The following is a 26,848-nucleotide window of genomic DNA, read 5'->3' on the forward strand; positions in this document are numbered from 1 at the left end:
CCGATGGCAATCACTCTTTACGGCATTCCCAACTGCGACACGGTCAAGAAGGCGCGCACCTGGCTGACCGAGCACGGCATTGCGCATGCGTTCCACGATTTCAAGAAGGCCGGCCTTTCCCCGGACACCGTCGAATCCTGGCTCGGGCACGTGCAGTGGGATACGCTGGTCAACCGCAAGGGAACGACATGGCGCGGCCTGCCGGACGAGCGCAAGGCCGCCATCGTCGATGCGGCCAGCGCGACGGCGCTGATGCTGGAGTCGCCTTCGGTGATCAAGCGCCCGGTGCTGGTCGACGGCAGCAGCGCCCATGTCGGTTTTTCCGATGCGGCCTACCGGCAGATTTTCGGCAAATGAGCAGGACGCTCGCACTGGCGGAAGAACTGATTGCCCTGTCGTCGGTGACCCCCGAGGACAACGGCTGCCAGCGCCGCATCGCCGAGCTGCTGGCGCCGCTCGGCTTCGAGTGCGAGAGCATGGCATCCGGCGGCGTGACCAATCTGTGGGCTCGCCGGGGAAAGATGCAGCCCCTGCTCGTCTTCGCCGGCCACACCGATGTCGTCCCTGCCGGACCGCTGGAGCAATGGACTTCGCCGCCGTTCCAGCCCGTGCGGCGCGACGGCAGGCTGTATGGCCGCGGTGCCGCCGACATGAAGACCTCGATTGCCGCCATGGTCGTGGCCGTGGAGGAATTCATCGCCACGCATCCCGGCCACGAGGGCTCCATCGGTTTCCTGATCACCAGCGACGAGGAAGGCCCGGCCACCGACGGCACGGTCATCGTCTGTGAAAAACTGAAAGAGCGAGGCGAACAGCTAGACTACTGTATCGTCGGCGAACCCACGTCGTCCGAACAGCTCGGCGACGTCATCAAGAACGGCCGCCGCGGCTCGCTGTCCGGACGCCTTATCATCAAGGGCGTGCAGGGTCACATCGCCTATCCGCAGCTGGCCAGGAATCCGATTCACCTGATGGCCCCGGCGCTGGCCGAACTGGCCGCCGAGAAATGGGACGAAGGCAACGAATATTATCTTCCGACCTCCTGGCAGGTTTCGAACATCCATGGAGGCACCGGCGCCACCAATGTCATTCCCGGCGCGGTGGTCATCGATTTCAATTTCAGGTTTTCAACCGCCAGCACGGTGGAAGGCCTGCAGCAGCGCGTTCATGAAATCCTGAACAAATATGATTTCGGCTACGACATCAAGTGGACCATAGGCGGGCGCCCCTTCCTTACGCCGCGCGGAAACCTGAGCGATGCCTTGATGCAAGCCATCAAGCGTGAAACCGGCCTGGATGCCGATCTGTCGACCACCGGCGGCACCTCGGATGGCCGGTTCATCGCTGAAATCTGTCCGCAGGTTATAGAATTCGGTCCGCCGAATGAAAGCATCCACAAGATCGACGAAAATATCGAATTGCGCCATATCGATCCGTTGAAGAACATCTACCGACGAACCCTCGAAAACCTGCTGCTTTAACCGCCTTTTCCAATACCGGCTCGGCGTCGCGCTCGCACGTTGTCAATGGCATGGCATTCGGTGCCTGGCTTTCGGCACCGCATCGACCGGCGGCAGTCTTTACAACTTCAAGCTATCCATGACTCCAGACAACTTCACCACCATCCGCGACCTGCTGCGTTACTCGGTTTCCCGCTTCAACGGCGCAAAACTCTTTTTCGGGCATGGCAGCATCAATGCGTTCGACGAGGCGGCTTACCTGATCCTGCACACACTGAACTTGCCAATCGACAAGCTTGAGCCATTCTGCGACGCCAGGCTGCTGCCGGAAGAAGTGCAGTCCGTGCTCAAGGTGATCGAACGCCGCGTCGGAGAACGCATGCCCGCCGCCTACCTCACCAACGAGGCCTGGCTCGGCGAGTACCGTTTCTACGTGGATGAACGCGTGATCGTGCCCCGCTCCTTCATCGCCGAGCTGATTCCCGAACAGTTCGCACCCTGGGTCGAAGATCCGGACGGCGTGGAAAACATCCTCGAACTCTGCACCGGATCGGGTTGCCTGCCGATCATGATGGCCGATGCCTTCCCGGCCGCGCGGATCGACGCCGTCGACATTTCACCTGATGCGCTCGCCGTGGCCCGCCGCAATGTCGATGACTATGAACTGCAGGACCGCATTACCCTGCTTGAATCAGACCTGTACGACGGGCTGCCGGAAAAGAAGTACGACCTCATCATTACCAACCCGCCCTACGTGAACGCAGGTTCGATGAGCAAGCTGCCGCCGGAGTACCTGCGCGAACCGCAGATCGCCCTGGCCGGCGGGACCGACGGCATGGACCTGGTACGCCGGATCGTGGCCGGCGCCGCCGGACGGCTCACGAAGAAGGGCATCCTGATGGTCGAGATCGGCAACGAGCGGGCTTTCGCCGAAGCCGCCTTCCCCGACCTGGAACTGACCTGGATTTCGACCAGCGCGGGAGACGACATGGTATTCCTGCTGACCGCCGATCAACTTGTTGCCACCACCAAGAAGCGATGATACGTTTTCTGCAAGTCAGCCTTACACGGGGCATCAAGCCGCTGCTCGAGAATGTCGACCTGACGCTTAACCCCGGCGACAAGATCGGCCTGATCGGCGCCAACGGCGCCGGCAAATCCAGCCTTTTTGCCATGCTGCGCGGCGAACTGCATCCCGACCTCGGCGAAGTCGATTTCCCCGCCAAGTGGCGCATGGCCTATGTCGCCCAGGAGACGCCGGCGCTCGACCGACCGGCGCTGGAGTATGCGATCGATGGCGATGCTCACCTGCGCCAGCTAGAGGCCGAACTGGCCGCACTGGAACAGGTTCCTGAAAGCGCCGAGCATGGCAATGGCCACCGCATCGCCGAACTGCATGCGGCGCTTGCCGATGCCGACGCCTATACGGTGCGTTCGCGCGCCGAGCAGCTGCTCGCCGGCCTCGGCTTTTCCCACGACCAGATGCAGCAGCCGGTGGCCAGCTTTTCCGGCGGATGGCGCATGCGACTTAATTTGGCGCAGGCGCTGATGTGCCCGTCCGACCTGCTGCTGCTCGACGAACCGACCAACCACCTGGATCTGGATGCGATCATCTGGCTGGAAGACTGGCTCAAGCGCTACGAAGGCACACTGATCATCATTTCCCACGACAGGGATTTTCTCGATGGCGTGGTCAATGTGATCGTGCATATCGACAATCGCAAGCTCAAGCGCTATTCCGGGAATTACTCGGCATTCGAGCGCCAGCGCGCCGCGCAGATGGCGCTGACCCAGGCTGCGGCGGAAAAGCAAGCCCGGCAGCGCGCGCACCTGCAATCGTTCATCGACCGCTTCAAGGCCCAGGCAACCAAGGCGCGCCAGGCGCAAAGCCGGATGAAGATGCTGGCCAGAATGGAAGAAATCGCGCCGCTGCGGGCGGCTGCGGAATTTTCCTTCGAATTCCGTGAACCGCTCAGTGCGCCGAATCCGCTCCTGGTGATGGAGGACGTGGTGGCCGGCTATCGCATCGAGCACGGTGGCGACATCATCGAGAAACCGATCGTGTCGCGCATCAATTTCTCGCTGCAGACCGGGCAGCGCATCGGCCTGCTGGGCGTCAATGGCGCAGGCAAGTCCACGATGGTCAAGACCATCGCGGGCGAGATCGCGTCGCTGGCGGGCGACACCCGTCTCGGCAAGGGCCTGTCGATCGGCTATTTCGCCCAGCACCAGGTGGAGATGCTGCGGCATGACGAATCCCCGCTGTGGCACCTGGCCAAGATCGCGCCGACGACGCGGGAACAGGAACTGCGCAATTTTCTTGGCGGCTTCAATTTCGGCGGCGAGATGGTGACGAGCAAGATCGCGCCGTTTTCCGGTGGCGAAAAGGCCCGCCTGGCGCTGGCCCTGATTGTCTGGCAGCGCCCCAACCTGCTGCTGCTCGATGAGCCGACGAATCACCTCGACCTGGAAACACGCGAGGCGCTTACCATGGCGCTGGCCCAGTTCGAAGGCACGCTGGTGCTCGTTTCGCACGACCGGCACCTGCTGCGCGCCACGACCGACCAGTTCATGATCGTCGCCGACGGCAGGCTGCAGCCTTTCGACGGCGATCTCGACGACTACAAGGATTGGCTGCTCAAGACCAAACTTGGCAAGGGCGAACCATCGCTTCCTGCAGCGAACGGCAAGACGGCGGCGCCGGCGGAAGCATCGCCCGTGGCTTCCGAATCGCGCGAGGATAGGCAGGAGCGCCGGCGTCAGGAGGCGGAGGAGCGCCAGCGCCTGTCAACGCTCAGGAAACCGATCGAATCGCGTATCAAGCGGCTCGACGAACAGATGGCGAAGCTCAATGCGCGCAAGTCCGAGGTCGATGCCAAACTCGCCGATTCCACGATTTATGACGACGCAAACAGGGAAGCCCTGAAGCAGCTTATCCTTGACCAGGCCTATATCGCCAAGGAACTGGAACAGCTCGAAACCGAGTGGCTGGAGCAGCAGGAAGCGCTTGAACAATTGTCCGGGAATTGAGCGGCGGTTACCGACATCGACAACCCGACATCGACAACCTGAAGGAGACTTGCTTGAGCCAACCGATCGACAAGCCGCTGCAAGGCATACGGGTGCTGGATCTGACCAGGCTGCTGCCGGGGCCGGTGGCCACCATGCACCTCGCCGACATGGGTGCGGATGTGGTCAAGATCGAGGATCCCGGCACCGGCGATTATGCGCGCACCTTGGGCCATGTTGGCAACCAGGTGTCGCAGTTCTTCATTGCGGTCAACCGCGGCAAGCGGGAACTGCGGCTAGATCTGAAGGATGCCGCCCAGCGCGACGTTTTCCTGGAAATGGCGGAACAGGCAGACGTGGTTGTCGAAAGTTTCCGTCCCGGAGTCATGGACAGGCTTGGCATCGGGTGGAAAACCTTGAAGGCGCGCAACCCCAAACTGGTCATGTGCGCGATTTCAGGATACGGGATGGATGGCCCCTATGCGCAGCTTGCGGGCCACGACATCAACTACATCGGCTTGGCCGGCATGCTGGAGCAGAATGTCGGCCCGGACGGCTCGCCAGCACTCGGCAACCTGCAGGTCGGCGACCTGCTCGGCGGCGCGCAAGCCGCCGTGCAAGGCATGCTCGCGGCGCTGCTCGGCGTCAAGAATGGCGGTCCCGGCCGCTTCGTCGACATATCAATGACCGATGCGGTATTCGCCCACAACATCATGCCGCTGGCAGCGGTCAACAATTTCGGCAAGCCCGCGCCGCCGGGACGCGACCTGCTGACGGGCGGAGTTCCCTGCTACAACATCTACCGCACCAGCGATGGACGCCACATGGCGGTCGGCGCCCTCGAACTCAAATTCTGGCAGGCTTGCTGCGACGTGCTGGGACGGCCGGACCTGAAGGAGCGGCACTGGAGTCTCGGCCAGGAAGTCGGCGGCGCGGATGCGATGCGGGTCAAGACGGAACTCGACCATCTTTTCTCGCTTGAAACCCTGGCTGTCTGGACCGAGCGCTTTGCGCAGGTCGACTGCTGCGTGACACCCGTCCTGCGGGCAGATGAAGCCTTGGCCCATCCGCTGATGCAGTCGCGCGGCATGGTGCACAGACTGCATCACCCAACCGAGGGCGACTATTGGGCCAGCGGCCCGGCGGTGAAATTCCATGAATGATGCGGCTACAATTCAGGGTACCCATGACCCTCAGAACGAACGCAGCATGCTATCAAGCTTCCCGGAATTGCATACAGCCCGCCTCCGGCTGCGTGAAATCACGTCGCTGGATACCGAGGCGCTCTTCGCCATTCATTCCGACGCCGACTGGATGCGCTGGTACGGCGTCGATCCCGTGAACGATCCAACGCAGGCAGGCCGCCTGGCCGACTTGTTCGCAGGATGGTTTCATGCCGGCACCGGATTTCGCTGGGCACTCGAGCGGCGCAGCGACCGCGAGCTCATCGGCACTTGCGGACTGTTCAGGTGGAACCGCAGCTGGCGCAACTGCGTGATCGGCTACGAAATCGCACGTTCCTGTCAGCGCCAGGGATACATGCGCGAGGCGCTGGACGCGGTCCTGGACTTCGGATTCAGCACCATGCATCTGCATCGCATCCAGGCCGAGACGCATCCGGACAATGCCGCGTCGATCGCACTGGCGCTGCGGCTGGGATTCCGTTTCGAAGGCATTCACCGGGAGCAGGCGTACTGGGGCGGACGCTTCCATGATCTCAACTGCTACTCCATCCTTGAACAGGATTGGCGGCAGCACGGCGCCATGCGGGAAGGCTGACATCAGCGATGCAATCCCTGCGCACTCTCAACATCGTCGGCTGCGGCAAGGTCGGCATGACACTCGGGAAACTGTGGTCGGAGGCAGGCGTGCTTGCCGTCGCGCGGATCATGAACCGCTCAATGGCCAGCGCCACGGAGGCGGCCGCATTCATGGGCGCCGGGACTGCGGTGGCATCGATTGCCGAACTCCGGCCGGCCGACATCTGGCTGATCGGCACGCCCGACGACGAGATCGAGACCAGCTGCGGCGCGTTGGCCGCGGCCGGCCTGTTCGCGCCGGGCAATCTCGTGTTCCATTGCAGCGGCGCCCTGCCGTCGACCATATTGCATGCCGCGGCGTCGGCAGGCGCCGTCACCGCAAGCGCGCATCCCATCCGCAGTTTCGCCGATCCGGCACAGGTGGCGGCGAGCTTCGGCAACACCTATTTCGGAATCGAAGGCGAACCTTCGGCGGCCGCGGCACTAAGCGAGGCAGTGGCAGCTATCGGCGCTATCGCCGTACCGATCAAGCCCGACTTCAAGACTGTCTATCATGCGGCCGCGGTCTTCGCATCGAATTATCTCGTCACGCTGCTGGACACCGCCCAGCAAGCCTATATAAAGGCCGGCATTCCCGAAGACACCGCGCTGCAGCTGATGATGCCGCTGGTAAGGGGAACGGTAGACAATGTTTTTCGACTTGGACCGACGGACGCACTGACCGGGCCGATCGCGCGCGGCGACATCATTACCGCGGTCCGCCAGTATCGTGCCGTCAATGCATGGGACGAACGCTATGGCGCGCTGTACAAGCAGTTCGGAAAACTCACGGCGGACATCGCGGCGCGGCGCCGGAAATCATCTTGAGACTGGAAATCCCGTAGTTGGGGGGCGATGCGGCCTTCCCTTGCATGGATTACAAAACCAGAAATGCCGGGAAGCGGGTCAGCGCTTGGGAGCGTAAATGTCGTGCCCCACTTCGTCGATCTGGCGGCGCAGCGCCTTGCGTTCCTCGGGGCTCATTCGACCCTGGCGCCGCGCATTGTCCGCGGCCTGGCTGGTAGGGGCGTCCGGCTGACCGCCGTAGCCGCTGCTATCCTGGCCGGGATAGGAACGGTTTTCACGCCGGTCGGACGATGGCGGCTGCATATGCTGCTGGCCACGTTCAAGATAAATGTTTTGCACGTGGAATGCGCGTACTGCGTCTCGGCTCGACTGCCCATAATCACCCGCGTCGGCAAGCACAGCCGCCGAACCGACAGATAACATAATGGAAATAACGAGTCGTTTGAGGTGCATTGTCTTGGACGCTTTCTCATCGTTGCCGGTAGGCTAATGCCCGAAGGGATATACTTCAGCCCACGACGATGATCCCAGTGTATGCTTCATTCTCCGCAGCGATAACCCGCATGGAGTAAAGTTTGTAACACTTTGTAATGACTTGAGAATGAGCCATAACTGCTTGATTTACTGAAGTTACCATAGCGCCATGAACACGACAAATATGACAACCAACGGGCCCGGCCACACCTCCGGCCATCAGGGGAAAATCCTTGTCGTCGACGACGACCTGCGACTGCGGGACCTGCTGCGCCGGTATCTGGCCGAACAAGGCTTCAACGTGGTCACGGCCGAGAATGCGCAGGCGATGAACAAGCTCTGGATCCGCGAGCGCTACGACCTCCTGGTGCTCGACCTGATGCTGCCCGGCGAGGACGGACTATCCATCTGCCGCCGCTTGCGCGGAGCCGGCGACCAGACGCCGATCATCATGCTGACCGCCAAGGGCGAAGACGTGGACCGTATCGTCGGTCTCGAGATGGGTGCCGACGATTACCTGCCGAAGCCGTTCAACCCGCGTGAACTGGTCGCCCGCATCAATGCGGTCCTGCGCCGCAAGGGCCCCGACGAAATCCCGGGCGCCCCCTCGGAAACTCCGCAGACCTTCCAGTTCGGCGACTTCATCCTCGATCTCGGCACGCGCACGCTCAAGAAGAACGGCGAATCGATTTCGCTGACGACGGGCGAGTTTTCCGTACTCAAGGTCTTCGCGCGCCACGCGCGCCAGCCGCTGTCTCGCGAGAAGCTGATGGAGCTCGCTCGCGGCCGCGAATACGAGGTATTCGACCGCAGCCTCGATGTCCAGATCTCCCGCTTGCGGAAACTGATCGAGCCGGACCCGTCCAACCCGATCTACATCCAGACGGTATGGGGGCTCGGCTATGTCTTTATTCCCGAAGGCCAACCACGCTGATACGCAATCTTGATCCCGCTTATCGGTAACCGTCTCGGCTGGCTCAACAGCGGCCTGTTCTGGCGAACCTTCTTCCTGCTTGCTTTCCTCATCGCGGTCAGCATCATGGCGTGGGTTGCCAGTTTCCGTATCGTCGAGCGCACTCCCCGCGCGCAGCAGATGGCCGCGCAGGTGATTTCCATCGTCACCATCACGCGTGCTGCCCTCACCCACTCGGCGCCGGATCTGCGCCGGGAACTGCTGTTCGATCTCGCCAGCAATGAAGGCATCCGCATCTATCCGCTCGAAAAAACCGATGCGGTCGAGCCGCCGCCGGACAGCGGGCTGATGCCGGTGCTCGAGTCGACCGTCAAGGGACGGCTGGGCCAGGACACGAAATTCGCCGGGCGCGTCAATGACGTCGGCGGCTTCTGGGTCAGCTTCAAGATCGACGACGACGAATACTGGCTGCGCCTGGACCGGGAACGCATCGAGGGAGTATCGAGCGTCCAGTGGCTGGGCCTGGCCACCACGACGCTGATCCTGTCGCTGTTCGGCGCGGTCTTCATTTCACGGCTCATCAACCAGCCGCTGGCACGCATCACGACCGCCACCCGGTGCATCGCCAAGGGACAGACCCCCGAGCCCCTGCCGGAAAAGGGCCCGGCGGAAATCCGCGAGGCCAACCGCAGCTTCAACCAGATGGTCGCCGACCTGGCACGGGTGGAGTCCGACCGCGCCGTTATCCTGGCCGGCATCTCGCACGACCTGCGCACGCCGCTGGCACGCATGCAGCTTGAAGTCGAACTGGCCGGACTCGGTGACGATGCCCGCAAGGGCATGCAATCCGATCTGTCGCAGATGGACGAGATCATCGGCCAGTTCCTTGAATTCGCGAAGCCTTCGGACAAGGTGTCGGCGGCGAGCGTCGACCTGACGTCGCTGATGAGCGAATGCGCGCACGAAGCGGCGCGCCTGCCGGATGTCCGGGTCACGTCGAGCATCGCCGACAACGTGAATGTCTTCGGCAATGCCACCGACCTGCGACGCGTGGTCAACAACCTGATCGAGAATGCGCGCCGTTACGGCAAGACGGCCGGGACCAGCGAAACCGCGATCGATATCGCCTGCAAGAACCAGGGCAATTTCGCCATCATTGAAATCGCCGATAGCGGATCCGGCGTGCCGGATTCGGAGATCGAGCGGTTGCTGCGGCCTTTCACCCGGCTTGATACCGCCCGCAGCCAAGCCAATGGCGCAGGACTCGGCCTCGCCATCGTCGAACGCATCGTCAAGCGCCATCATGGTTCACTCAAGCTGAGCAACAATCCCACAGGCGGGTTGCGCATCCGCATTGCGCTCCCGGTCACCGGAACTCTCGGATAAAGCTCCCGTCCGGCGCCGCAACGTGCGGGTCGATCAAACCGGCCATTTACGCGCGGATGCCGGATGCCTTGACGCAAGCCAGGGGCGTCGCACCCTGCCCCGCAGCAGACAGCTCGTTCATGCATTCAGAACAGCGCTGAACTTCCCCAATGACCATCAATCTACATTGTCAAGCTGTCACGTGACGGCGCGGCGGCTCATTGCCATTGTGCATGGCATTCGGCCGTCTCGGTTATTGGAACAGGAGGCGACATGAGTACTTCGACATCCGGCAGCGGTCCAACGGGAACCCCGGGCACTACTCCAAACCATCTCAAGCCTGGCGACGAAGCCATGGCCGGCACCCCTGGCACCGGTGAGGATCTTTGTCCGGACTGCAGCGGCAAGGGCAAGAAGGCGGACGGAGCCGAGTGCCCGACCTGCGAAGGAACCGGCCGTATCACGCAGGGAATCGGCGGCGGCTGATTTAAAGCATGCCAGACAGGACTCAAGACCGGAAACAGGCAGGCTCTGCACATCCATGCTCGGCTGCGGCCGCTCTTCACTTCCGAGGACCGGCCGCCTTAGCTCCTTATTCGCTCATCAAGTGTCTTGATGCGGCTTCTTATTTCCGGTACAGAAGAACGATTGCTTCTGCGGCAATCCCTTCTTCCCGGCCGAGATAGCCAAGCTTTTCGTTCGTCTTCGCCTTGATGTTCACCTGTCCAGCCTCGATACCGAGATCGGCGGCGACATGTTCGACCATCCGCGCAATGTGCGGCGCCATCTTCGGCGCCTGCGCGATGATGGTCGCATCCAGATTCCCGATCAGGTAACCTGCCTCGGCCACGCGCCGGCCGGCCTCCTTGAGCAGCGCCCGCGAATCGGCGCCCTTGAAGCGGGCGTCGGTGTCGGGAAAATGACGGCCGATATCGCCCAGGCCGGCGGCGCCGAACAAGGCATCGGTCACCGCATGCAACAGCACATCGGCATCGGAATGGCCGAGCAGGCCGGTCACGTGCGGAATCTCGACGCCGCCGATGAACAACTTGCGCCCCGGCACGAGCGCATGACAGTCATACCCCTGTCCGACGCGAAACGGTGGCTGATTCATGTATTTCCTTTCAAATGCAATTCTGCAAGACCGACATCATGCGGCAGGGTGACCTTGAAGTTGCGCGGACTGCCTTCGACGAGTCGCGGAAGCAGTCCCAATGCCTCCACCGCGCTCGCCTCGTCGGTTACCGCGGCAGCCTGCTCGAGTGCGCCGCGCAGCAGCGCGTACCGGAACATCTGCGGCGTCTGGGCCGCCCACAAGGATTCGCGCGCCACGGTTTGCGCGGCGCGGCCAGCGCCATCGGCGCGCTTGAGCGTATCCACCACCGGCAGGGCAAGCAGGCCGCCGACGGCATCATCCCGCAGGGCACAGACCAGGCGCTCGATCAGTTCACCGGTCAGGCCGGGACGCGCGGCATCATGCACCAGGACCCAGTCATCGTCGTCCAGGCTTTCCCGTATCGCATGCAGGCCGTTCAACACCGAGCGATGGCGCGTCGCGCCGCCGTTGAACAGCACGGATACCCGCGTTTCAAGATGCCTGGCCGATGCCAGGATCTCGGTGATATAGCCGTCCTCCGGACTTACCACGACAAACGTGTGTTCGATGAGCGGGCTGGCGGCGAAGGTATCGAGCGTATGCAGCAGCATGGGTTTTCCGGCGAGCGGCATGTATTGCTTGGGACATGCCCCCCCCATGCGCGCGCCGACGCCGGCGGCAGGTATCAGGGCGAAGTGACGGGGTGGATTCATCAATGAAGCGGCCTCTTCCGGAACGGACATGTCCCAGGGCAAGGCTCGGGTATAGGGCTTGGTTTATAATCTCGGCATATTTTCTCACAGTCGAAGTTTGCCGAATGCAGCCGGTGAACTTGCCCGACCTTCCGGATGTCCTCCGCTGATGTCGTTCGATCTTAAAAAATCCCTTCCCAAACCTGGCAACCGCTTTGCACTGCCAGCAACCCACGGTTCCGCTGACGCCTACGCGCTTGCCCAGGCGGGCGTCCTGCTGAAGGGCCAGCAGCGCATGCTGGCCGTGGTGGTGGCCAGCGCATCCGATGCCCAGCGTCTGCTGTCGGAGATTCCCTGGTTCGGCGGGAGCGCGGCGCAATTGCGCTGCCACCTGCTGCCCGACTGGGAAACGCTGCCCTACGACGCTTTTTCTCCGCACCAGGATCTGGTGTCCGAGCGTCTTGCGACCCTGCACGAGATTCATACCGGGCAATGCGATGTCCTGATCGTGCCGGCGACCACGGCCCTGCTTCGCATGGCGCCGCCCTCCTTTCTCGCGGCCTACACCTTCTTCTTCAAGAAGGGCGAAACCCTTGACGAAACGCGGCTCAAGACCCAGCTCACGCTGGCCGGATACACGCATGTGACGCAGGTGATGTCGCCCGGCGAATATTCGGTGCGGGGCGGATTGATCGACCTGTTCCCGATGGGCTCGCCGCTGCCTTACCGTCTCGACCTGTTCGGCGACACCATCGAGACCATCCGCACCTTCGATGCCGACACCCAGCGCTCGCTCTATCCCGTGCCGGATGTCAGGCTGCTGCCCGGGCGCGAATTCCCGATGGATGAGGCTGCACGCACCGCTTTCCGCGGCCGCTGGCGCGAGGAATTCGAGGGCGACCCGTCGAAATCCTCTATTTACAAAGACATCGGCAACGGCATCGCGTCGGCCGGCATCGAATACTACCTGCCGCTCTTCTTCGAGGAGACGGCGACGCTGTTCCAGTACGTGCCCGAGAACACCATGTTTGCGCTGGTGGGCGATATCGAAGCATCGATCAAGCGCTTCTGGAGCGATACCCAGTCGCGCTACAAATTCCTGAAGGCCGACCGCGAGCGCCCGCTGCTTGCACCCGAGCGCCTGTTTCTGACCGACCAGGATTTCTTCATCCTGGCCAAGCCGTATGGGCGCTGGACGATACAGGCTGACGACGCGGCCTCCGAGATCTCGGCGCCGATTCCCAATATCGCCGTCAACCGGCGCGCCGACGACCCGCTGGTGAACCTTCGGTCCTATCTGCTGCAAACCGACAAGCGGGTGATGATCTGCGCCGATTCCAACGGCCGCCGCGAAACGCTGCAGCAGTATTTCAACGAATTCGCGCTTGACCTCGTGCCCGTCGAGAGCTTCGAGGAATTCGCCGGGTCGTCGGCGCGCCTGGCGCTCGGCGTTGCACCGCTGCAGGCCGGTTTCGAACTGGAGTCGGAATCGGGTGGGATGGCGTTTATTACCGAGACCGAACTCTATGCCGGCAGCGGCCGCCGCGCCGGCCGCAGGAAACAGGAAGCGGTCACCCAGGTCGAGTACATGGTGCGCGACCTGTCGGAGCTGAAGATCGGCGACCCGGTGGTGCATGTCAGCCACGGCATCGGTCGCTACATGGGCCTGATCAGCATGGACCTCGGCGAAGGCGAGACGGAATTCCTGCACCTGGAGTATGCGAAGGATACCAAGCTCTACGTGCCTGTCTCCCAGCTGCATGTGATTTCTCGCTATTCCGGCGCGTCGCCCGACGAAGCTCCCCTTCATATCCTCGGTTCCGGCCAATGGGAAAAGGCGAAGAAGAAGGCTGCCCAGCAGATCCGCGACACCGCCGCCGAACTGCTCAACCTGTATGCGCGCCGTGCAGCGCGGCAGGGTCATTCCTTCCAGTATTCCGCGCGCGACTATGAAGCTTTCGCGGAAAGCTTCGGCTTCGAGGAAACGCCAGACCAGAGCGCCGCCATCAACGCGGTCATCGGCGACATGACCAGCGGCAAACCGATGGACCGCCTGATCTGCGGCGACGTCGGTTTCGGCAAGACCGAAGTGGCGCTGCGCGCCGCCTTCGTCGCCGTCATGGGCGGCAAGCAGGTTGCCATCCTCGCTCCCACCACGCTTCTCGCCGAGCAGCATGCGCAGACCTTCGCCGACCGCTTCGCCGACTGGCCGGTGAAGATCGCCGAGCTGTCCCGCTTCCGCACCGGCAAGGAAGTCACGCAGGCGATCAAGGGCATGGCCGAAGGCACGGTCGATATCGTCATCGGCACGCACAAATTGCTGTCGGGCGACGTGAAGTTCTCCCGTCTTGGCCTGGTCATCATCGACGAGGAACACCGCTTCGGCGTGCGCCAGAAGGAAGCCCTGAAAGCGCTGCGCGCCGAAGTCGACGTGCTGACGCTGACGGCAACGCCGATCCCCCGCACGCTGGGCATGGCGCTGGAGGGCCTGCGCGATTTTTCCGTGATCGCCACGGCCCCGCAGAAGCGTCTCGCCATCAAGACTTTCGTGCGCAGCGAGGACGATTCGGTGATCAGGGAAGCCTGCCTGCGCGAATTGAAGCGCGGCGGCCAGGTGTACTTCCTGCACAACGAAGTGGAAACCATCCTCAACCGCAAGGCCATGCTCGAAGGCCTGTTGCCGGAAGCGCGCGTCGCAGTCGCCCACGGCCAGATGCATGAACGCGACCTCGAAAAGGTCATGCGCGATTTCGTCGCGCAGCGCTACAACATCCTGCTATGCACGACCATCATCGAAACCGGCATCGACGTGCCGACGGCCAACACCATCATCATGCACCGCGCCGACAAGTTCGGCCTCGCCCAGCTGCACCAGCTGCGCGGCCGCGTCGGCCGCTCGCATCACCAGGCCTATGCCTACCTGCTGGTGCATGACGTACAAGGCCTGACCAAGCAGGCGCAGCGCCGGCTGGAGGCCATCCAGCAGATGGAGGAACTCGGCAGCGGCTTCTACCTCGCGATGCACGACCTCGAGATCCGCGGCGCCGGCGAAGTGCTCGGCGAGAACCAGTCGGGGGAAATGCAGGAAATCGGCTTCCAGTTGTATTCCGACATGCTCAACGAAGCGGTGCGCTCCCTCAAGAACGGCAAGGAGCCCGATCTTGCCGCGCCGCTCTCGTCGACCACCGAAATCAACCTGCATGTGCCGGCACTCCTGCCCCAGGATTACTGCGGCGACGTGCACGAGCGGCTTTCGCTGTACAAGCGCCTGGCCAACTGCCAGGCATCGCATGCGATCGATGAACTGCAGGAAGAACTGATCGACCGCTTTGGAAAAATGCCGGATGCCGCCAAGGCGCTGATCGAAACGCATCGCCTGCGCATTGCCGCCATGCCGGTGGGAATTATTAAAATCGATGCCCATGCGGAATCTGCGGTCCTGCAGTTCCAGCCGAATCCGCCGATCGATGCGATGCGCATCATCGAACTGGTGCAGAAGAACCGGCATGTAAAGCTGAACGGCCAGGACAAGCTGCGGATCACCGCCAGCATGCCCGACCTGGCGGCGCGCGTGTCGCAGGTCAAGGCAACGATACGATCGCTCGCGGGCTGATGGTGATCCGTGCGCCGCGCCATTCCGTCCTGAATCATTCAACCACCCTTGATGCAGGCGGAGTCCCGGATCAGCGCATGATCCGCTCTCCTGCCGCGAAATTACAATGACAACGAATCTCATACTGCAAGGCTTGTCCACCCAGCGTTCCGACATCGACCGTATCGCCGAGCTCGCCGGCGGTAGCCGCATTGTTGCATTGACCGAGAATGTGTATCGCGTTGAGGACGTCCGGTTTTCGGAAGCGCTCAAGGCCGGCATCGACGGCGAATGCTTCAACGCCAGGCTCGATTATGCATTCACTCCTGCAGGGCGCCGCCTTGACGACTTCGGCCTGGTCGCGATGGACATGGACTCGACGCTGATCACCATTGAGTGCATCGACGAGATTGCCGACATGCAGGGCCTCAAGCCGCAGGTTGCGGAAATCACCGAAGCCGCGATGCGCGGTGAAATCGAATTCCGGGAAAGCCTGACCCGCCGCGTCGCCCTGCTCAAGGGACTCGAGGCGTCGGCCCTGCAGCGCGTCTACGATGAGCGCCTGAAACTTTCGCCAGGCGCCGAACGCATGCTGGAGGCGATCAAGGCCGCCGGGCTGAAGACCCTGCTGGTATCGGGCGGCTTTACCTTCTTTACCGACCGCATGAAAACCCGGCTCGGCCTCGATTACACCCATTCCAACGAACTGGAAGTCAGCGACGGCAAGCTGACCGGCCGCGTGACGGGTGGAATCGTCGACGCCGAGGAGAAGATGCGCACCGTCGAACGGGTATGCGCCGACATTGGCATTTCCCCGCGGAAGGCGATTATCATGGGAGACGGCGCCAACGACCTGAAAATGATGGGTATTTCCGGCATGTCGGTGGCGTTCCGCGCCAAGCCCATTGTGCGCGCGCAGGCCGATGTGGCCTTGAATTTTGTCGGGTTGGACGGAATCTTATCGTTGTTCGAGTGATCTTTTAGATAAGGTCGCTCACCTGACCACCCACTATGGAGGAATAATGGCCCAGGAACTCGTTCTTGACAGCAAGTTGCAATCCACAAAAAGCCTTGCATGGTGGCTGTATATCCTTCACGGACTCAGCTTCCTGTTTTCACTCGGCGCCTTTTCATGGATTCCGCTGATCATCAATTACATCAAGAAGGATGATGCCGCCGGCACCTTCGTGGAAAGCCATCACCGCTGGCAAATCCGTTCGTTCTGGTGGTACCTGTTCTGGATGGTGGTCGGCGGCATCCTATTCATGACGGTAATCGGCATCCCGCTCGCCTGGCTGATCTGGACCGCCGCGTGGGTATGGAAGGCTTACCGGCTGATCAAGGGCATCCTTGACCTGAACGACAACAAGGCGATGAAGATCTGATGTTTCCACGGCCTTCGGGGCGCCACGGCCACGCCGGGCGTCCCGCAAGTGATGTACGCTGGCACAGGCCGGAAACCGCTATTGCGCTTTCATGACCTGCAAGGCCTGCTCGATATCCGCAATCAGATCGTCGGGCTCTTCCAGGCCGATATTCAGGCGCACCAGTTGCCCGGTGCCATTCCAGCCGCGCCGCATGCCCTGTATCCGGTAAGGCACGCAAAGGCTGTTTGCCCCGCCCCAGCTGAACCCGATCTTGAACAGCCGAAGCGCATCGACGAAGGCATCGGTCTGGGCTTCCGCATAACGTTCATCGAACACGATCGAAAACAATCCGCCGGCGCCGGTGAAATCACGTTTCCATGTTTCATGCCCGGGGCAATCCTCGAATGCGGGATGCAGCACCCGCTCAATTTCGGGCCGGCTCTTGAGCCACGCCGCGATTTTGCGTGCCGCAGCATCGTGGGCGTCGAAACGCAGCTTCATGCTCGGTAGCCCGCGCAGCACGAGGTATGCATCGTCCGCGCCGACGCCGTAGCCGAGCCGCATGTGCGCCATTTCGATGCGATGGATCAGCGCAGCGTCTCGGGTAACCACCGCGCCCATCAGCACATCCGAACCGCCCGACTGGTATTTGGTCAATGCCTGCATCACGATGTCGACACCGTGATCGAAGGCGCGGAAGGCTATACCCGCAGACCAGGTATTGTCGATCGCGACATGGATATCCTGTCCCGACTCGCGCCGTGCCCGTACCGCCTTGCAGATCGCGGGAATGTCCGGCACTTCCATCGACACCGATCCCGGCGCTTCGGTCCAGACCAGCCGGGTGTTCGGCTGCAGCAACTCCCCGATGCCCGCTCCGATCAGCGGATCGTAGAATCGGGCGGTGATTCCGAAATCCTGAGTCAGCCAGCGCCCCAGTTCGCGGTTCGGATTGTAGACATTGTCTGGCAGCAGGACGTCGTCGCCAGACTTCAGCAGCCCCAGGTCGACCATGGAAATCGCAGCCAGTCCGCTGGGCGCGAGCAGGCAATGCGTACCGCCCTCGATTTCCGCGAGGCGAGCTTCCAGGGTAAAGGTGGTCGGAGTCCCGTGCAGGCCGTAGGTATAGGCGCTCTTGTCCTGCCAGTTGCGCGACCGCATGGCGGCCACGTTCTTGAACAATACCGTCGACGCATGGTGTATCGGCGCGGGAAAGGCGCCGAAACCTTCGGGCGCCTTGTAATCGGAATGAATCAGAGTGGTTTGCAGCGATTTACGGTCTGACACGCATGATCTCCCCGGTTATTGCTGTTTGCCCTGCCCCGATGGCCGGGCATTCTGCCCTGTTGCTTTTTCCTCGGCGCGCACGATGCGCAAGGTGAACGGCTTCTTGATTTTTCCATCCGCCGACTGCCATTCTCCGCTCAGGGTCTCGCCCGCTAGCCTGCCGTCCCATTGCCCGGAGACGTCGGTGCCGTTCTCGGATTCCTCCATGAACACCTCCTGACCTTCGACCTCTCCCGCGAGCAGGACCCGTTGCGACCCGCCGAATACGAAATATTCGCCTTCGATGCCATCCTCGGCTGGCTCCTTGGTGCGCAGCGTCACCTGGATCTTTGCATCCCCGAGCATGCCGCGCAGCGCGACCGGCTTCATGAAGAGCGCCTTGCCGGAAGCTTCCGCCTGCGGTGCGGCCGGCGCACTCGCCGACAGCACCGGAGCGGCAGTCATGGCCGCGGCACCCATGGCGCCGGCAAGCAGCGCGCCCGCTATGCGCCGCATCATGCCTCCGCCCACAGGTCGTGCGCGTCGGCGGCAGTGACCTTCACCTCGACGAATTCGCCGACCTTGAGCTTGCGATGCGGTTCGTAAGGCGGCTTGACGTATACGACACCGTCGATTTCGGGTGCATCCGCCTCGGAGCGGCCCACGCCGCCGCTCGGTCCGACTTCATCGAGCAGCACGCGCAGGGTCCTGCCGACCTTTGCCTGCATGCGCTGCTTCGAGATTTCTTCCTGGAGCACCATCACGCGCGCACGGCGCTCTTCACGCACTTCCTCGGGCACCGGATTAGCCAGTTCGTTGGCGGTGGCGCCCTCCACCGGCGAATAGGAGAAGCAGCCGAGGCGGTCGATGCGGGCTTCCTTGAGGAAGTCCAGCAGATATTCGAATTCCGCTTCGGTCTCGCCCGGAAAGCCGGCAATGAACGTGGAGCGGATGGTCAGATCCGGGCACATCTTGCGCCAGGCCTGGATGCGCTCGATATTCTTCTCACCGTTGGCCGGCCGCTTCATGCGCTTGAGCACATCGGGATGCGCATGCTGCAGCGGCACGTCGAGATAAGGCAATACCCTGCCCTCGGCCATCATCGGGATGATGTCATCGACATGCGGATACGGGTACACGTAATGCAGGCGGACCCAGGCGCCGTATTGCGCCGCAAGCTCGCCAAGCGCGCCGACCAGCTGGGTCATGTGGGTGCGCAGCGGCTTGCCGTTCCAGAAACCGGTGCGGAACTTGACGTCGACGCCGTAGGCGCTGGTGTCCTGGGAAATCACCAGCAGTTCCTTGACGCCGGCCTTGAACAGGTTTTCCGCTTCGAGCATCACGTCCGCCACCGGGCGCGACACCAGGTCGCCGCGCATCGAGGGAATGATGCAGAAGCTGCAGCGGTGATTGCAGCCTTCGGAAATCTTCAGGTAGGCATAGTGCTTCGGCGTCAGCTTCACGCCTTGCGCGGGCACCAGGTCGACGAAGGGATCATGCGGCTTGGGCAGGTGCTTGTGGACGGCGGCCATGACTTCGCCCACCGCATGCGGGCCGGTGACTTCCAGAACTTTCGGATGCACGGACTGGACGATGTCGTTGCCGGCGGCATCCTTCTTGGCGCCCAGGCAGCCGGTCACGATGACCTTGCCGTTCTCGTTCAGCGCTTCGCCGATGGCGTCCAGCGACTCCTGGACGGCTGCGTCGATGAAGCCGCAGGTATTGACAATGACCAGGTCGGCGCCGTCATAGGACTTGGCGGTATCGTAGCCTTCGGCGCGCAGCTGGGTCAGGATTTGTTCGGAGTCGACGAGTGCCTTGGGGCAGCCTAGGCTAACAAATCCGACTTTCGGAGAGAGATTCTCGTAAGCTTTTGAATCTAGATGATTTTTCACGTAATGATCCGTTTGCATGAGCGCAGCTGCGCTCAAGAATACAAAACCGCGATTTTAACTCACCCTATGCTCTCGAATGGCGTTCAAAAAGCTTACATCGATCTCTGCATACGTCTGCAACTCTTACCCAAGCGGCAAAACTCGGTTGAATGGGCGTCCGAAAAGCAACACACGAATTTGGATATTGATGACTTACCTTGTAGCATCGATGGTTTCCATTTACTGTCGGAAATCATGAAATTTCAGTCAATTGTCGTTTCGATTGCAACAGCTTGCGTGCTAATGTCTTGCGGAGGCAACCCCGATACCAAGCAGGGTGAATTCGCTGCCATCAGCAAGAAAGAAACGGACGCGGACTTCAAACTGGTAGCTCCTTCGTCCAAAAGCCCAGCCGCATTCACTTTCAGCATTGACAATCCGGGCGTCGCAACGATCAGCGGCGATGTGATAACCATTGTCGGTCCTGGCAAGGCAACCATCACTGCGTCGCAGCCGGAGCTTGGAAGTTTTGGCCCGAGTCATGGAACCACAACCCTGACCGTTGAAGCAGTACCTTGCGCAACTGGCCAAACCCGGATTAACAAGCAGTGTGTCGCCATACCTACCTGTGTGCCGCCCGCAATTCTGACAAACAATCAGTGCGTGGCACCGCAATCTAACGCGGCGCCAGCTACTGTGCAGGGACTCACCTGGATGCCAGTTGCACATGTCGACACCTGGGCCAATGCACGTGCCTACTGTCAGACCACAACTATCAGTGGGGCAAGCGGTTGGCGGCAGCCAAGCGACACTGAATTGGCTGCGCTTTATGCATCTGGAGAAATGAATGGCAAAGGATGGACACTTGGCCACACGTGGAGCAGCACAATGGCGAGCAACTTGTCGGAGGCGGGACATGTTGCGCTCAATCTTTCGACAGGTGCATCAAGCGAAAGACCCGACGTGTCAGGTTCGTATGTGGCTTGTGTGCGGTAACTTAAGGCAAGAAGCTAGGATATCGCTCCATCAATGAATGTGATAGTGCAGCACACTATCTATCTAGTTCGTAAAAAGCCCAGAAAAGCAAAATGCGTTCTGGGCTTTTTTACATCTATTCGTCGCTCGCGCGCCGGGTTATTTCAAGAATTCCTCGGATAGCCAAGGGAAACCAAACCGACTTCCTGAGATGGGGAAGCGTTGGACATGACAGAATGGGGTACAAAGCGAATCCGCTATTGTTCCCTCTGCCGGAAGTTTGTCGGTGGCGGCAGGCGGGCCACCCGGCTCGCAAGGTATGCAAGCCGGGTGAAGATGTTTATTTCTTGGTCTTGTCGACCGGCGGCACGAATGGGAATGTGCCGAACATGGACTTCGTCTGGTTCTGCATCTGGTCCTGCATCTGTAGGAACAGGTTCTTGCTCTGCTCTATGTAATTGCTCATCATGCCTTGCATCATCGGCCCCTGTACATTCATGAACTGGGTCCACATTTCCTGGCTGAATGGCTTGCCTTCATAGAAACCCTTGGAGTTTTCGGCGAGCTTGTTTTGTATATCGATGAAGGCCTGGATGTTTTTCTCGAGGTAGGAGCCCATCATGCCCTGCATCGCATGGCCGTAGTAGCGGATGATCTGGGATAGCGCACCGCTGGAAAACATCGGCGTGCCGTTGGCTTCCTCTTCGAGAATGATCTGCAGGAGAATGCTGCGGGTCAGGTCCTCTTCGGACTTGGCATCAATGACAGTAAATTCCTCGTTATCAAGCACCAGTTGCTTGACATCAGCAAGCGTGATGTAGGAACTCGTCTGGGTGTCGTACAGGCGGCGATTCGGATACTTCTTAATCAAGCGCTCGGAAAGCTTTTTTGCACTGTTCATTGAATATTCCAGTTTTTTGCGTCGCAACGCGTCCATGCCGTTTCTTTAATAAAGCGAACAAGCGTTCGCTGTCTCCGATTTCATTATAGTGCGAAAAAACAAAGCGTTAGCCAAGTATTGCCAAATGCACATGGAATTATTGCAATGCGTTTGCGCAAAATCGTCTTTTGAAATATAGGCCTTAGCGCATCGAGGATTGCGTTCATGCAATGCACCCAGGCAAGGCGCACAAACAATAAGCTCAGGGTCTAAGCGGGTATTTCCCAATAATTCTTGCGCAAAGTGAAAAACTGGAGGACGGCCGATCAATCGCTGACTAGGATTGGCCACCCTCCGGGCGATCACACAAATGCCGAGGCCAGCCCCTGCTTCTCTGCCTTGACCTTTACGTAACGGCCGGGAGCCGGCTCGATCGGCTTGTAAGTCGCGTTGCCGAATTTGCGCGGCGCCGGGACCTGATCGCCGGCATTCGCAGCGAGAAAAGCGGTCCATTCCGGCCACCAGCTGCCAGGTGTTTCCTTCGCTTCGGCGAGCCACTGCTCGGCGCTGTCAGACGCCTGGTCCGCGCTCCAGTAACTGCGCTTCTTCTTTGCGGGCGGATTGATGACGCCGGCAATATGCCCGGAAGCGCCGAGCACGAATTTATTGCGCCCGCGCTGCTTCGGATTGAGCAGCTTGACGGATTCATAGGCAGCGGTCCACGGCACGATGTGATCTTCGCGGGAGCCGTAAATGAAGGCCGGCGCATCGATCATCGACAAGTCGATCTTTTCGCCGGCAACGGTGACCTTGCCAGGCGTGCGCAGCCGGTTCTCGAGATAGAGATTGCGCAGGTACCAGCAGAACATCGGACCGGGCAGATTGGTGCTGTCGGCGTTCCAGTAGAGCAGATCGAACGCGGGAGGCTGCTCGCCCTTCAGGTAATTGGTCTTCACGTAGTTCCAGACCAGATCGTTGGGACGCAGGCTGGAAAACGCCGACGCGAAATCCCGGCCCGGCATCAGCCCGCCGTTGCCGAGTCGCTGCTCGCGCATGGAAACCTGCGCCTCATCAATGAAGACCTCGATCACGCCCGGATCGGAAAAATCGAGGAAGGTCGTCAGCAGCGTCAGGCTCGATACCGGATTTTCTCCTCGCGCAGTCAGCAGGGCCAGTGCGGTCGACAGCAGCGTGCCGCCCACGCAAAAGCCAAGTGCATTGATCTGCTCCTGGCCGGAGATTTCCTGAGTCACGTTGAGCGCCTTGACCACGCCATCGAGAATGTAGTCATCCCAGGTCTTGTTGCCGAGCGACGCATCCGGATTCACCCATGAAACCAGGAACACCGTATGCCCCTGCTCGACCGCATGGCGCACCAGCGAATTCTCCGGCTGCAGGTCCAGGATGTAGTATTTATTGATGCAGGGCGGCACCAGCAGCAGCGGGCGTTCATAGACCGTCTTGGTGAGCGGCTTGTACTGGATCAGCTGGAACAGCTCGTTCTCGAACACGACGGCGCCCTCGGTGGTCGCCACGTTTCTCCCGACTTCGAACGCCGATTCGTCGGTCTGCGAGATCCGCCCCTTCTGCATGTCTTCAAGCATGAGGGCAATGCCCTTGGCAAGGCTTTCACCCTTGGTCTCGACGATCTTTTGCTGCGCCTCGGGGTTGGTCACGAGAAAGTTGGCGGGCGACATCGCATCCACCATCTGCTGCACCGCAAAACGGATCTTCTGCTTCGCACGCGGCGCGGCTTCGACCGCGTCCGCCATCGCCATCAGGAAGCGCGCATTCAAAAGATAGGCCGCTGCATTGAATGCGAACATGGGATTGGACTGCCACTCCGGCGACGTGAAACGCTTGTCGGCGATCACCGGCGCTTTCGCGGTCAGCATCTGCTGCCAGAGGCTGCCCATCTCCTGCATGTAGTCGCTCTGCAGCCTGGCGAGTACCGACGGCTCGATGGTCGCGCCGAACTCCTTGACCGTCGCGGCGAAAGACGCGGCATCCATCTGCGGCATCGGTGGGATCTGCGGCATCTGCATCATGGATTGCCATGCGTTCGGATCGGCGAATTTTGCCATCCAGGCCTGGGGATCGCCTTGAGGGGTGAACATGTTATTCATGCTTGCGTCTCTTTTTTCGCGTAAGGTTACGGTTTGTCGAACTTCGAAACTGCCTGACTTCACCTGCTATGCATATCGTCGCCATCGCATGGATTTATGTCGTATTGATGATGTCCATCACCGAACACTCGGTCATTGCAGGCATCATGACCTTCCTGCTCTATGGCGTCTTGCCCCTGTCGATCATTTTATACTTGATGGGCGCGCCACGACGCAAGCGCAATCGGGCGAAAGCCGAAAAATTACTACTGGAAGAAGCCGCCGCGGCAAGGCAGGCCGAAGATGTTAAGAGCGAGGACCGGTAAGCAGTAGCGGGAAGCGCCGCTAGTTGACGCGGGGCATTTTGCGCCCTTGTGAAAAAACGCTACTTGAACCAGATCAATGAAGCCATGCGGCCGGTCACGCCGTCGCGGCGATAGGAATAGAACTGGTCGCGTTCGCTGACGGTACAGCGGGTGCCGCCCCACACGCGGGCAACGCCGGCGGAAGCCAGGCGTCGTCGCGCGAGCGCATAGATGTCGGCGAGATGCTTTGACGCCGTTCCGGCGCGCGGCACGAAGGCCGATGCGCACCCGCCGTCATGCTCGACGAAAGCCTGCACCACGTCGTCGCCCACCTCGAAGCATGACGGTCCGATGGCCGGTCCCAGCCACGCCAGGATGTCGCCGGCGCCTGCCTCGCGCATGCGCGCCACGGTATTCTCAAGCACCCCGTTAGCAAGGCCGCGCCAGCCTGCGTGCGCTGCGCCGACCACCTTGCCGGCGCTGTCGCAGAACAGCACCGGCAGGCAATCCGCCGTCTGGATCACGCACACCACGCCCGGTTTGGTCGCGATGCAGGCATCGGCATTGAGCATGCTGCCGCTTTCCATTGCCCGCGACGCTTCGCGGGCGTCGACGACCTGGCTGCCGTGTACCTGGGTCAGCCAGCCCGGTTCGGCCGGGAGCCGGGAGCGCAGCAACGCGCGATTGGCGGCCACCGCCTGCGGACTGTCGCCGACATGCACGCCGAGATTGAGACCCCCGGCTCCGCCGCCGTCATCGTAGGGTGCCGCGCTGGTCCCGCCGCGCCGGGTGGTCGACAGCGCCGAAACGTTGCCGGGAGCCTCCCAGTCCGGAACCAGGACCGGAATCATGCCGGCGCCCCCACGGCGGCGGCCGCGTCGATGCCAGCACGCTCCAGCAGCTTGCACATGTCCTCCGGCAGCGGCGAGGTCCAGTCGCAATCCTTCTGGGTGGAGGGATGCAGCAGCCCCAGGCGGTAAGCATGCAAGGCCTGCCTCGGGAACACCGGGGCGAGATGGGGTTTGCCGTACAGGGGATCGCCGACCAGCGTGAAACCGATGGATTGCATGTGGACACGAATCTGGTGGGTACGCCCGGTTTCAAGGCGGCAGCGCAGCAGGCTCACCGGCCGGCCGTCGATGCTGCCGGCCGCGATCTTGTGATAATGCGTTACCGCAGGCTTGGCGCTGGCGTTCTCCGACACCGCCATCTTGATCCGGTCACGCGGATGACGCCCGATCGCGGCATCAATCTTCCCGTTGATCTGGGGCGTCCCCCAGACCAGCGCCAGGTACTCCCGGTGCACGCTGCGCGCCTGCAGCTGGCGGACCAGGTCGGTCTGGGCCAGTAAGGTCTTTCCGACCACCATCAACCCGCTGGTCTCCTTGTCCAGCCGGTGCACAATGCCTGCCCGCGGGACCGATGCAATCGCCGGGAAATGATGCAGCAAGCCATTAAGCAGGGTGCCGGACCAGTTTCCCGCCGCGGGATGCACCACCAGGCCGGCAGGCTTGTCGATCACCAGGATGGCGGTGTCTTCGTGCACGATGCTCAAGGGAATCGCTTCCGGGCTGAAAGCAGTATCCTCGGGCGCGGATTGCGGATGGATAACAATAGTCTCGTCGCCCAGGGCAAGCGTCTTGGCGCGGGCGGGCTGGCCGTCGACGGTCACGTGACCGCCCTCGATCCATTGCTGGAGGCGGCTGCGGGAATACTCGGGGACCAGCTGCGACAGCACCTTGTCGATGCGCACGCCGCAGAATTCGGGAGTAAGTTTGAGTTCGATGGGAGACGCTTCCGGCAGCAGGCCGTCATCGATATCGCCGTCGTAGAGCTCGTTTTCGGGGGAAGTATTAGTCAAAATCTGAAATTCAGTTGTATCGTTGCAAGAAGTCGCCATCGGCTATAATCATGGCCTTGTTCAGCCGTGTTCCTGCAAAACCTCATGCGAAATAGATCGTTCAAAATTGCTGCCATCGCCCTCGCTCTGTCTTTGTCCGGATGCGGCATGCTTCCGGAAAAGGTCGATGAGACCAGAACCTGGTCAGCGTCGAGATTATACTCGGAGGCCCGCGACGAACTCGCCAGCGGCAATTATGAACGCGCCATCCAGCATTTTGAAAAGCTGGAATCGCGCTATCCATTCGGCACCTATGCGCAGCAGGCGCAGATGGAAATCGCCTATGCGCACTATCGCGCGGGCGAGCAGCCCGAAGCGCTGGCCGCGGTCGAGCGCTTCATCAAGCTGCATCCGAACCATCCGAATGTCGATTACATGTATTACCTGCGCGGCCTGATCAATTTTAACGACAGGATCGGCTTCCTGAGTTTCCTGTCGCGCCAGGACCCCAGCGAGCGCGACCCGAAAGCCGCGCGCGATGCCTTCGACTCCTTCAAGCAGCTGGCGGAGCGCTTCCCCGACAGCGTCTATGCCAAGGATGCGATTGCACGCCTGAAGTACCTGGTCAATGCCATGGCCCAGTATGAAGTACACGTCGCCAAATACTATTACCGGCGCGGCGCCTATGTCGCCGCCGCCAACCGCGCGCAGATCGCAGTGGCCGAATACCGCGAGGCGCCGGCAGTGGAAGAAGCGCTGTTCGTGATGGCGCAGTCTTATGATGCGATGGGCATGACCAAACTGCGTGACGACACGAACCGCGTGCTCAAGCAGAATTTCCCGAACAGCAGCTACTTCAGCGGCGGCCCCAAGGAAAACAAGCCCTGGTGGCAGATCTGGTAATCCGCCATTCGGCAAGCTTGAAAGCCCCGTTAAAGCCTCGTTTTTACGGGGCTAATGAGATGGTCACCCTCCACCCTACGAGCGGTTACGCTAGTAGGGTGTTTTTCTTTCACCGGAGCGGAGGCC

26 protein-coding genes are annotated in these 26,848 nt (G+C 61.1%); 16 read left to right on the forward strand and 10 right to left on the reverse strand.

Features of this window, described 5'->3' with window-relative positions; all coding sequences use genetic code 11:
* The first annotated feature begins 3 nt into the window (after nucleotides 1–3).
* The 7 genes from RY831_RS09955 to RY831_RS09985 all read left to right on the forward strand — a co-directional run bounded on the left by RY831_RS09955 (nucleotide 4) and on the right by RY831_RS09985 (nucleotide 7,096).
* Complete coding sequence (locus tag RY831_RS09955; RefSeq protein WP_326506181.1) at nucleotides 4–357, forward strand: ArsC family reductase; 354 nt, start codon at nucleotides 4–6, stop codon at nucleotides 355–357.
* Nucleotides 354–1,481, forward strand: a complete 1,128-nt coding sequence (gene dapE, locus RY831_RS09960; RefSeq protein WP_326506182.1) for a succinyl-diaminopimelate desuccinylase — start codon at nucleotides 354–356, stop codon at nucleotides 1,479–1,481. The genes RY831_RS09955 and dapE overlap by 4 nt, the downstream gene beginning before the upstream one ends.
* A 118-nt stretch (nucleotides 1,482–1,599) precedes the next feature.
* Entirely contained in the window at nucleotides 1,600–2,502 is a 903-nt protein-coding gene (gene prmB, locus RY831_RS09965) for a 50S ribosomal protein L3 N(5)-glutamine methyltransferase (protein ID WP_326506183.1), read from the forward strand.
* Nucleotides 2,499–4,490, forward strand: coding sequence for an ATP-binding cassette domain-containing protein (locus RY831_RS09970; protein ID WP_326506184.1), 1,992 nt, complete (start codon nucleotides 2,499–2,501; stop codon nucleotides 4,488–4,490). The genes prmB and RY831_RS09970 overlap by 4 nt, the downstream gene beginning before the upstream one ends.
* Nucleotides 4,491–4,543: 53 nt before the next feature.
* Entirely contained in the window at nucleotides 4,544–5,632 is a 1,089-nt protein-coding gene (locus RY831_RS09975) for a CaiB/BaiF CoA transferase family protein (protein WP_326506185.1), read from the forward strand.
* A gap of 46 nt (nucleotides 5,633–5,678) precedes the next feature.
* Nucleotides 5,679–6,248, forward strand: a complete 570-nt coding sequence (locus RY831_RS09980; RefSeq protein ID WP_326506186.1) for a GNAT family N-acetyltransferase — start codon at nucleotides 5,679–5,681, stop codon at nucleotides 6,246–6,248.
* A gap of 8 nt (nucleotides 6,249–6,256) precedes the next feature.
* A complete protein-coding gene (locus RY831_RS09985; protein WP_326506187.1) occupies nucleotides 6,257–7,096 on the forward strand; it encodes a Rossmann-like and DUF2520 domain-containing protein in 840 nt (279 codons plus the stop codon).
* Nucleotides 7,097–7,174: 78 nt separating this feature from the next.
* Here RY831_RS09985 and RY831_RS09990 read toward each other — a convergent pair whose 3' ends face one another.
* A complete protein-coding gene (locus tag RY831_RS09990; protein ID WP_326506188.1) occupies nucleotides 7,175–7,414 on the reverse strand; it encodes a hypothetical protein in 240 nt (79 codons plus the stop codon).
* A gap of 304 nt (nucleotides 7,415–7,718) precedes the next feature.
* Here RY831_RS09990 and ompR point away from each other — a divergent pair, with 304 nt between their 5' ends.
* From ompR to RY831_RS10005, 3 genes are all read left to right on the forward strand, one after another.
* Nucleotides 7,719–8,483, forward strand: coding sequence for an osmolarity response regulator transcription factor OmpR (ompR, locus tag RY831_RS09995; RefSeq protein WP_228535037.1), 765 nt, complete (start codon nucleotides 7,719–7,721; stop codon nucleotides 8,481–8,483).
* A 12-nt stretch (nucleotides 8,484–8,495) separates the two neighbouring features.
* Nucleotides 8,496–9,848 carry an ATP-binding protein gene (locus RY831_RS10000; RefSeq protein WP_326506214.1) on the forward strand — a complete coding sequence of 451 codons (1,353 nt, stop codon included), beginning with the start codon at nucleotides 8,496–8,498 and terminating at the stop codon, nucleotides 9,846–9,848.
* A 252-nt stretch (nucleotides 9,849–10,100) separates the two neighbouring features.
* Nucleotides 10,101–10,313, forward strand: a complete 213-nt coding sequence (locus RY831_RS10005) for a hypothetical protein (RefSeq protein ID WP_326506189.1) — start codon at nucleotides 10,101–10,103, stop codon at nucleotides 10,311–10,313.
* A 139-nt stretch (nucleotides 10,314–10,452) separates the two neighbouring features.
* Here the strand turns inward: RY831_RS10005 and ispF are convergent, their stop codons facing one another.
* On the reverse strand, nucleotides 10,453–10,941 hold the full coding sequence (ispF, locus tag RY831_RS10010; RefSeq protein ID WP_326506190.1) for a 2-C-methyl-D-erythritol 2,4-cyclodiphosphate synthase: 489 nt from the start codon (nucleotides 10,939–10,941) through the stop codon (nucleotides 10,453–10,455).
* On the reverse strand, nucleotides 10,938–11,636 hold the full coding sequence (gene ispD / locus RY831_RS10015; RefSeq protein ID WP_326506191.1) for a 2-C-methyl-D-erythritol 4-phosphate cytidylyltransferase: 699 nt from the start codon (nucleotides 11,634–11,636) through the stop codon (nucleotides 10,938–10,940). Before ispD ends, ispF begins: the two co-directional genes overlap by 4 nt.
* Before the next feature lie 148 nt (nucleotides 11,637–11,784).
* Between ispD and mfd the strand changes: the two genes are divergently transcribed.
* From mfd to RY831_RS10030, 3 genes are all read left to right on the forward strand, one after another.
* Nucleotides 11,785–15,228, forward strand: a complete 3,444-nt coding sequence (mfd, locus tag RY831_RS10020; protein WP_326506192.1) for a transcription-repair coupling factor — start codon at nucleotides 11,785–11,787, stop codon at nucleotides 15,226–15,228.
* Between the two features lie 106 nt (nucleotides 15,229–15,334).
* Nucleotides 15,335–16,183: a phosphoserine phosphatase SerB gene (serB, locus tag RY831_RS10025; protein ID WP_326506193.1), complete on the forward strand. Its 849-nt coding sequence runs from the start codon at nucleotides 15,335–15,337 to the stop codon at nucleotides 16,181–16,183.
* 46 nt (nucleotides 16,184–16,229) lie between these two features.
* Nucleotides 16,230–16,592: a DUF4870 family protein gene (locus RY831_RS10030; RefSeq protein ID WP_326506194.1), complete on the forward strand. Its 363-nt coding sequence runs from the start codon at nucleotides 16,230–16,232 to the stop codon at nucleotides 16,590–16,592.
* 78 nt (nucleotides 16,593–16,670) lie between these two features.
* Here RY831_RS10030 and RY831_RS10035 read toward each other — a convergent pair whose 3' ends face one another.
* From RY831_RS10035 to rimO, 3 genes are read right to left on the reverse strand one after another with little or no spacing between them, the layout of a single operon-like run.
* The gene (locus RY831_RS10035) at nucleotides 16,671–17,861 is read right to left on the reverse strand and encodes a cystathionine beta-lyase (RefSeq protein WP_326506195.1); all 1,191 of its coding nucleotides are present in this window, start codon (nucleotides 17,859–17,861) and stop codon (nucleotides 16,671–16,673) included.
* A 15-nt stretch (nucleotides 17,862–17,876) separates the two neighbouring features.
* Complete coding sequence (locus RY831_RS10040) at nucleotides 17,877–18,359, reverse strand: hypothetical protein (protein WP_326506196.1); 483 nt, start codon at nucleotides 18,357–18,359, stop codon at nucleotides 17,877–17,879.
* Nucleotides 18,356–19,735 carry a 30S ribosomal protein S12 methylthiotransferase RimO gene (gene rimO / locus RY831_RS10045; protein ID WP_326506197.1) on the reverse strand — a complete coding sequence of 460 codons (1,380 nt, stop codon included), beginning with the start codon at nucleotides 19,733–19,735 and terminating at the stop codon, nucleotides 18,356–18,358. Before rimO ends, RY831_RS10040 begins: the two co-directional genes overlap by 4 nt.
* Between rimO and RY831_RS10050 the strand changes: the two genes are divergently transcribed.
* The gene (locus RY831_RS10050; protein ID WP_326506198.1) at nucleotides 19,724–20,710 is read left to right on the forward strand and encodes an Lcl domain-containing protein; all 987 of its coding nucleotides are present in this window, start codon (nucleotides 19,724–19,726) and stop codon (nucleotides 20,708–20,710) included. The two genes, rimO and RY831_RS10050, sit on opposite strands and share 12 nt — an antisense overlap.
* A gap of 319 nt (nucleotides 20,711–21,029) precedes the next feature.
* Here the strand turns inward: RY831_RS10050 and phaR are convergent, their stop codons facing one another.
* Both phaR and phaC read right to left on the reverse strand, forming a co-directional pair.
* A complete protein-coding gene (phaR, locus tag RY831_RS10055) occupies nucleotides 21,030–21,590 on the reverse strand; it encodes a polyhydroxyalkanoate synthesis repressor PhaR (RefSeq protein ID WP_326506199.1) in 561 nt (186 codons plus the stop codon).
* A gap of 341 nt (nucleotides 21,591–21,931) precedes the next feature.
* Nucleotides 21,932–23,686, reverse strand: coding sequence for a class I poly(R)-hydroxyalkanoic acid synthase (gene phaC / locus RY831_RS10060; RefSeq protein ID WP_326506200.1), 1,755 nt, complete (start codon nucleotides 23,684–23,686; stop codon nucleotides 21,932–21,934).
* A 77-nt stretch (nucleotides 23,687–23,763) separates the two neighbouring features.
* Between phaC and RY831_RS10065 the strand changes: the two genes are divergently transcribed.
* Nucleotides 23,764–24,000, forward strand: a complete 237-nt coding sequence (locus tag RY831_RS10065; RefSeq protein WP_326506201.1) for a hypothetical protein — start codon at nucleotides 23,764–23,766, stop codon at nucleotides 23,998–24,000.
* A 59-nt stretch (nucleotides 24,001–24,059) separates the two neighbouring features.
* Here the strand turns inward: RY831_RS10065 and pgeF are convergent, their stop codons facing one another.
* Both pgeF and RY831_RS10075 read right to left on the reverse strand, forming a co-directional pair.
* A complete protein-coding gene (pgeF, locus tag RY831_RS10070; RefSeq protein WP_326506215.1) occupies nucleotides 24,060–24,827 on the reverse strand; it encodes a peptidoglycan editing factor PgeF in 768 nt (255 codons plus the stop codon).
* A complete protein-coding gene (locus RY831_RS10075; RefSeq protein ID WP_326506202.1) occupies nucleotides 24,827–25,840 on the reverse strand; it encodes an RluA family pseudouridine synthase in 1,014 nt (337 codons plus the stop codon). The genes pgeF and RY831_RS10075 overlap by 1 nt, the downstream gene beginning before the upstream one ends.
* A gap of 84 nt (nucleotides 25,841–25,924) precedes the next feature.
* On the opposite strand from RY831_RS10075, the gene RY831_RS10080 reads away from it, so the two are divergent.
* A complete protein-coding gene (locus RY831_RS10080; protein ID WP_326506203.1) occupies nucleotides 25,925–26,722 on the forward strand; it encodes an outer membrane protein assembly factor BamD in 798 nt (265 codons plus the stop codon).
* The last annotated feature ends 126 nt before the right edge of the window (nucleotides 26,723–26,848 follow it).

This window comes from Noviherbaspirillum album (assembly GCF_035916955.1).
GTDB classification, from domain to species: domain Bacteria; phylum Pseudomonadota; class Gammaproteobacteria; order Burkholderiales; family Burkholderiaceae_D; genus Noviherbaspirillum; species Noviherbaspirillum album.

Bases quoted from the DNA above. Each gene is read 5' to 3' on its own strand.
- RY831_RS09980 (WP_326506186.1), top strand. From the start codon at position 5,679: ATGCTATCAAGCTTCCCGGAATTGCATACAGCCCGCCTCCGGCTGCGT.
- RY831_RS10005 (WP_326506189.1), top strand. From the start codon at position 10,101: ATGAGTACTTCGACATCCGGCAGCGGTCCAACGGGAACCCCGGGCACT.
- phaC (WP_326506200.1), bottom strand. From the start codon at position 23,686: ATGTTCACCCCTCAAGGCGATCCCCAGGCCTGGATGGCAAAATTCGCC.
- ispD (WP_326506191.1), bottom strand. From the start codon at position 11,636: ATGAATCCACCCCGTCACTTCGCCCTGATACCTGCCGCCGGCGTCGGC.
- RY831_RS09985 (WP_326506187.1), top strand. From the start codon at position 6,257: ATGCAATCCCTGCGCACTCTCAACATCGTCGGCTGCGGCAAGGTCGGC.
- RY831_RS10040 (WP_326506196.1), bottom strand. From the start codon at position 18,359: ATGATGCGGCGCATAGCGGGCGCGCTGCTTGCCGGCGCCATGGGTGCC.
- RY831_RS10050 (WP_326506198.1), top strand. From the start codon at position 19,724: ATGATTTTTCACGTAATGATCCGTTTGCATGAGCGCAGCTGCGCTCAA.
- dapE (WP_326506182.1), top strand. From the start codon at position 354: ATGAGCAGGACGCTCGCACTGGCGGAAGAACTGATTGCCCTGTCGTCG.
- mfd (WP_326506192.1), top strand. From the start codon at position 11,785: ATGTCGTTCGATCTTAAAAAATCCCTTCCCAAACCTGGCAACCGCTTT.
- RY831_RS09955 (WP_326506181.1), top strand. From the start codon at position 4: ATGGCAATCACTCTTTACGGCATTCCCAACTGCGACACGGTCAAGAAG.
- ispF (WP_326506190.1), bottom strand. From the start codon at position 10,941: ATGAATCAGCCACCGTTTCGCGTCGGACAGGGGTATGACTGTCATGCG.
- RY831_RS10080 (WP_326506203.1), top strand. From the start codon at position 25,925: ATGCGAAATAGATCGTTCAAAATTGCTGCCATCGCCCTCGCTCTGTCT.
- RY831_RS09970 (WP_326506184.1), top strand. From the start codon at position 2,499: ATGATACGTTTTCTGCAAGTCAGCCTTACACGGGGCATCAAGCCGCTG.
- ompR (WP_228535037.1), top strand. From the start codon at position 7,719: ATGAACACGACAAATATGACAACCAACGGGCCCGGCCACACCTCCGGC.
- phaR (WP_326506199.1), bottom strand. From the start codon at position 21,590: ATGAACAGTGCAAAAAAGCTTTCCGAGCGCTTGATTAAGAAGTATCCG.
- RY831_RS10065 (WP_326506201.1), top strand. From the start codon at position 23,764: ATGCATATCGTCGCCATCGCATGGATTTATGTCGTATTGATGATGTCC.
- RY831_RS10030 (WP_326506194.1), top strand. From the start codon at position 16,230: ATGGCCCAGGAACTCGTTCTTGACAGCAAGTTGCAATCCACAAAAAGC.
- serB (WP_326506193.1), top strand. From the start codon at position 15,335: ATGACAACGAATCTCATACTGCAAGGCTTGTCCACCCAGCGTTCCGAC.
- prmB (WP_326506183.1), top strand. From the start codon at position 1,600: ATGACTCCAGACAACTTCACCACCATCCGCGACCTGCTGCGTTACTCG.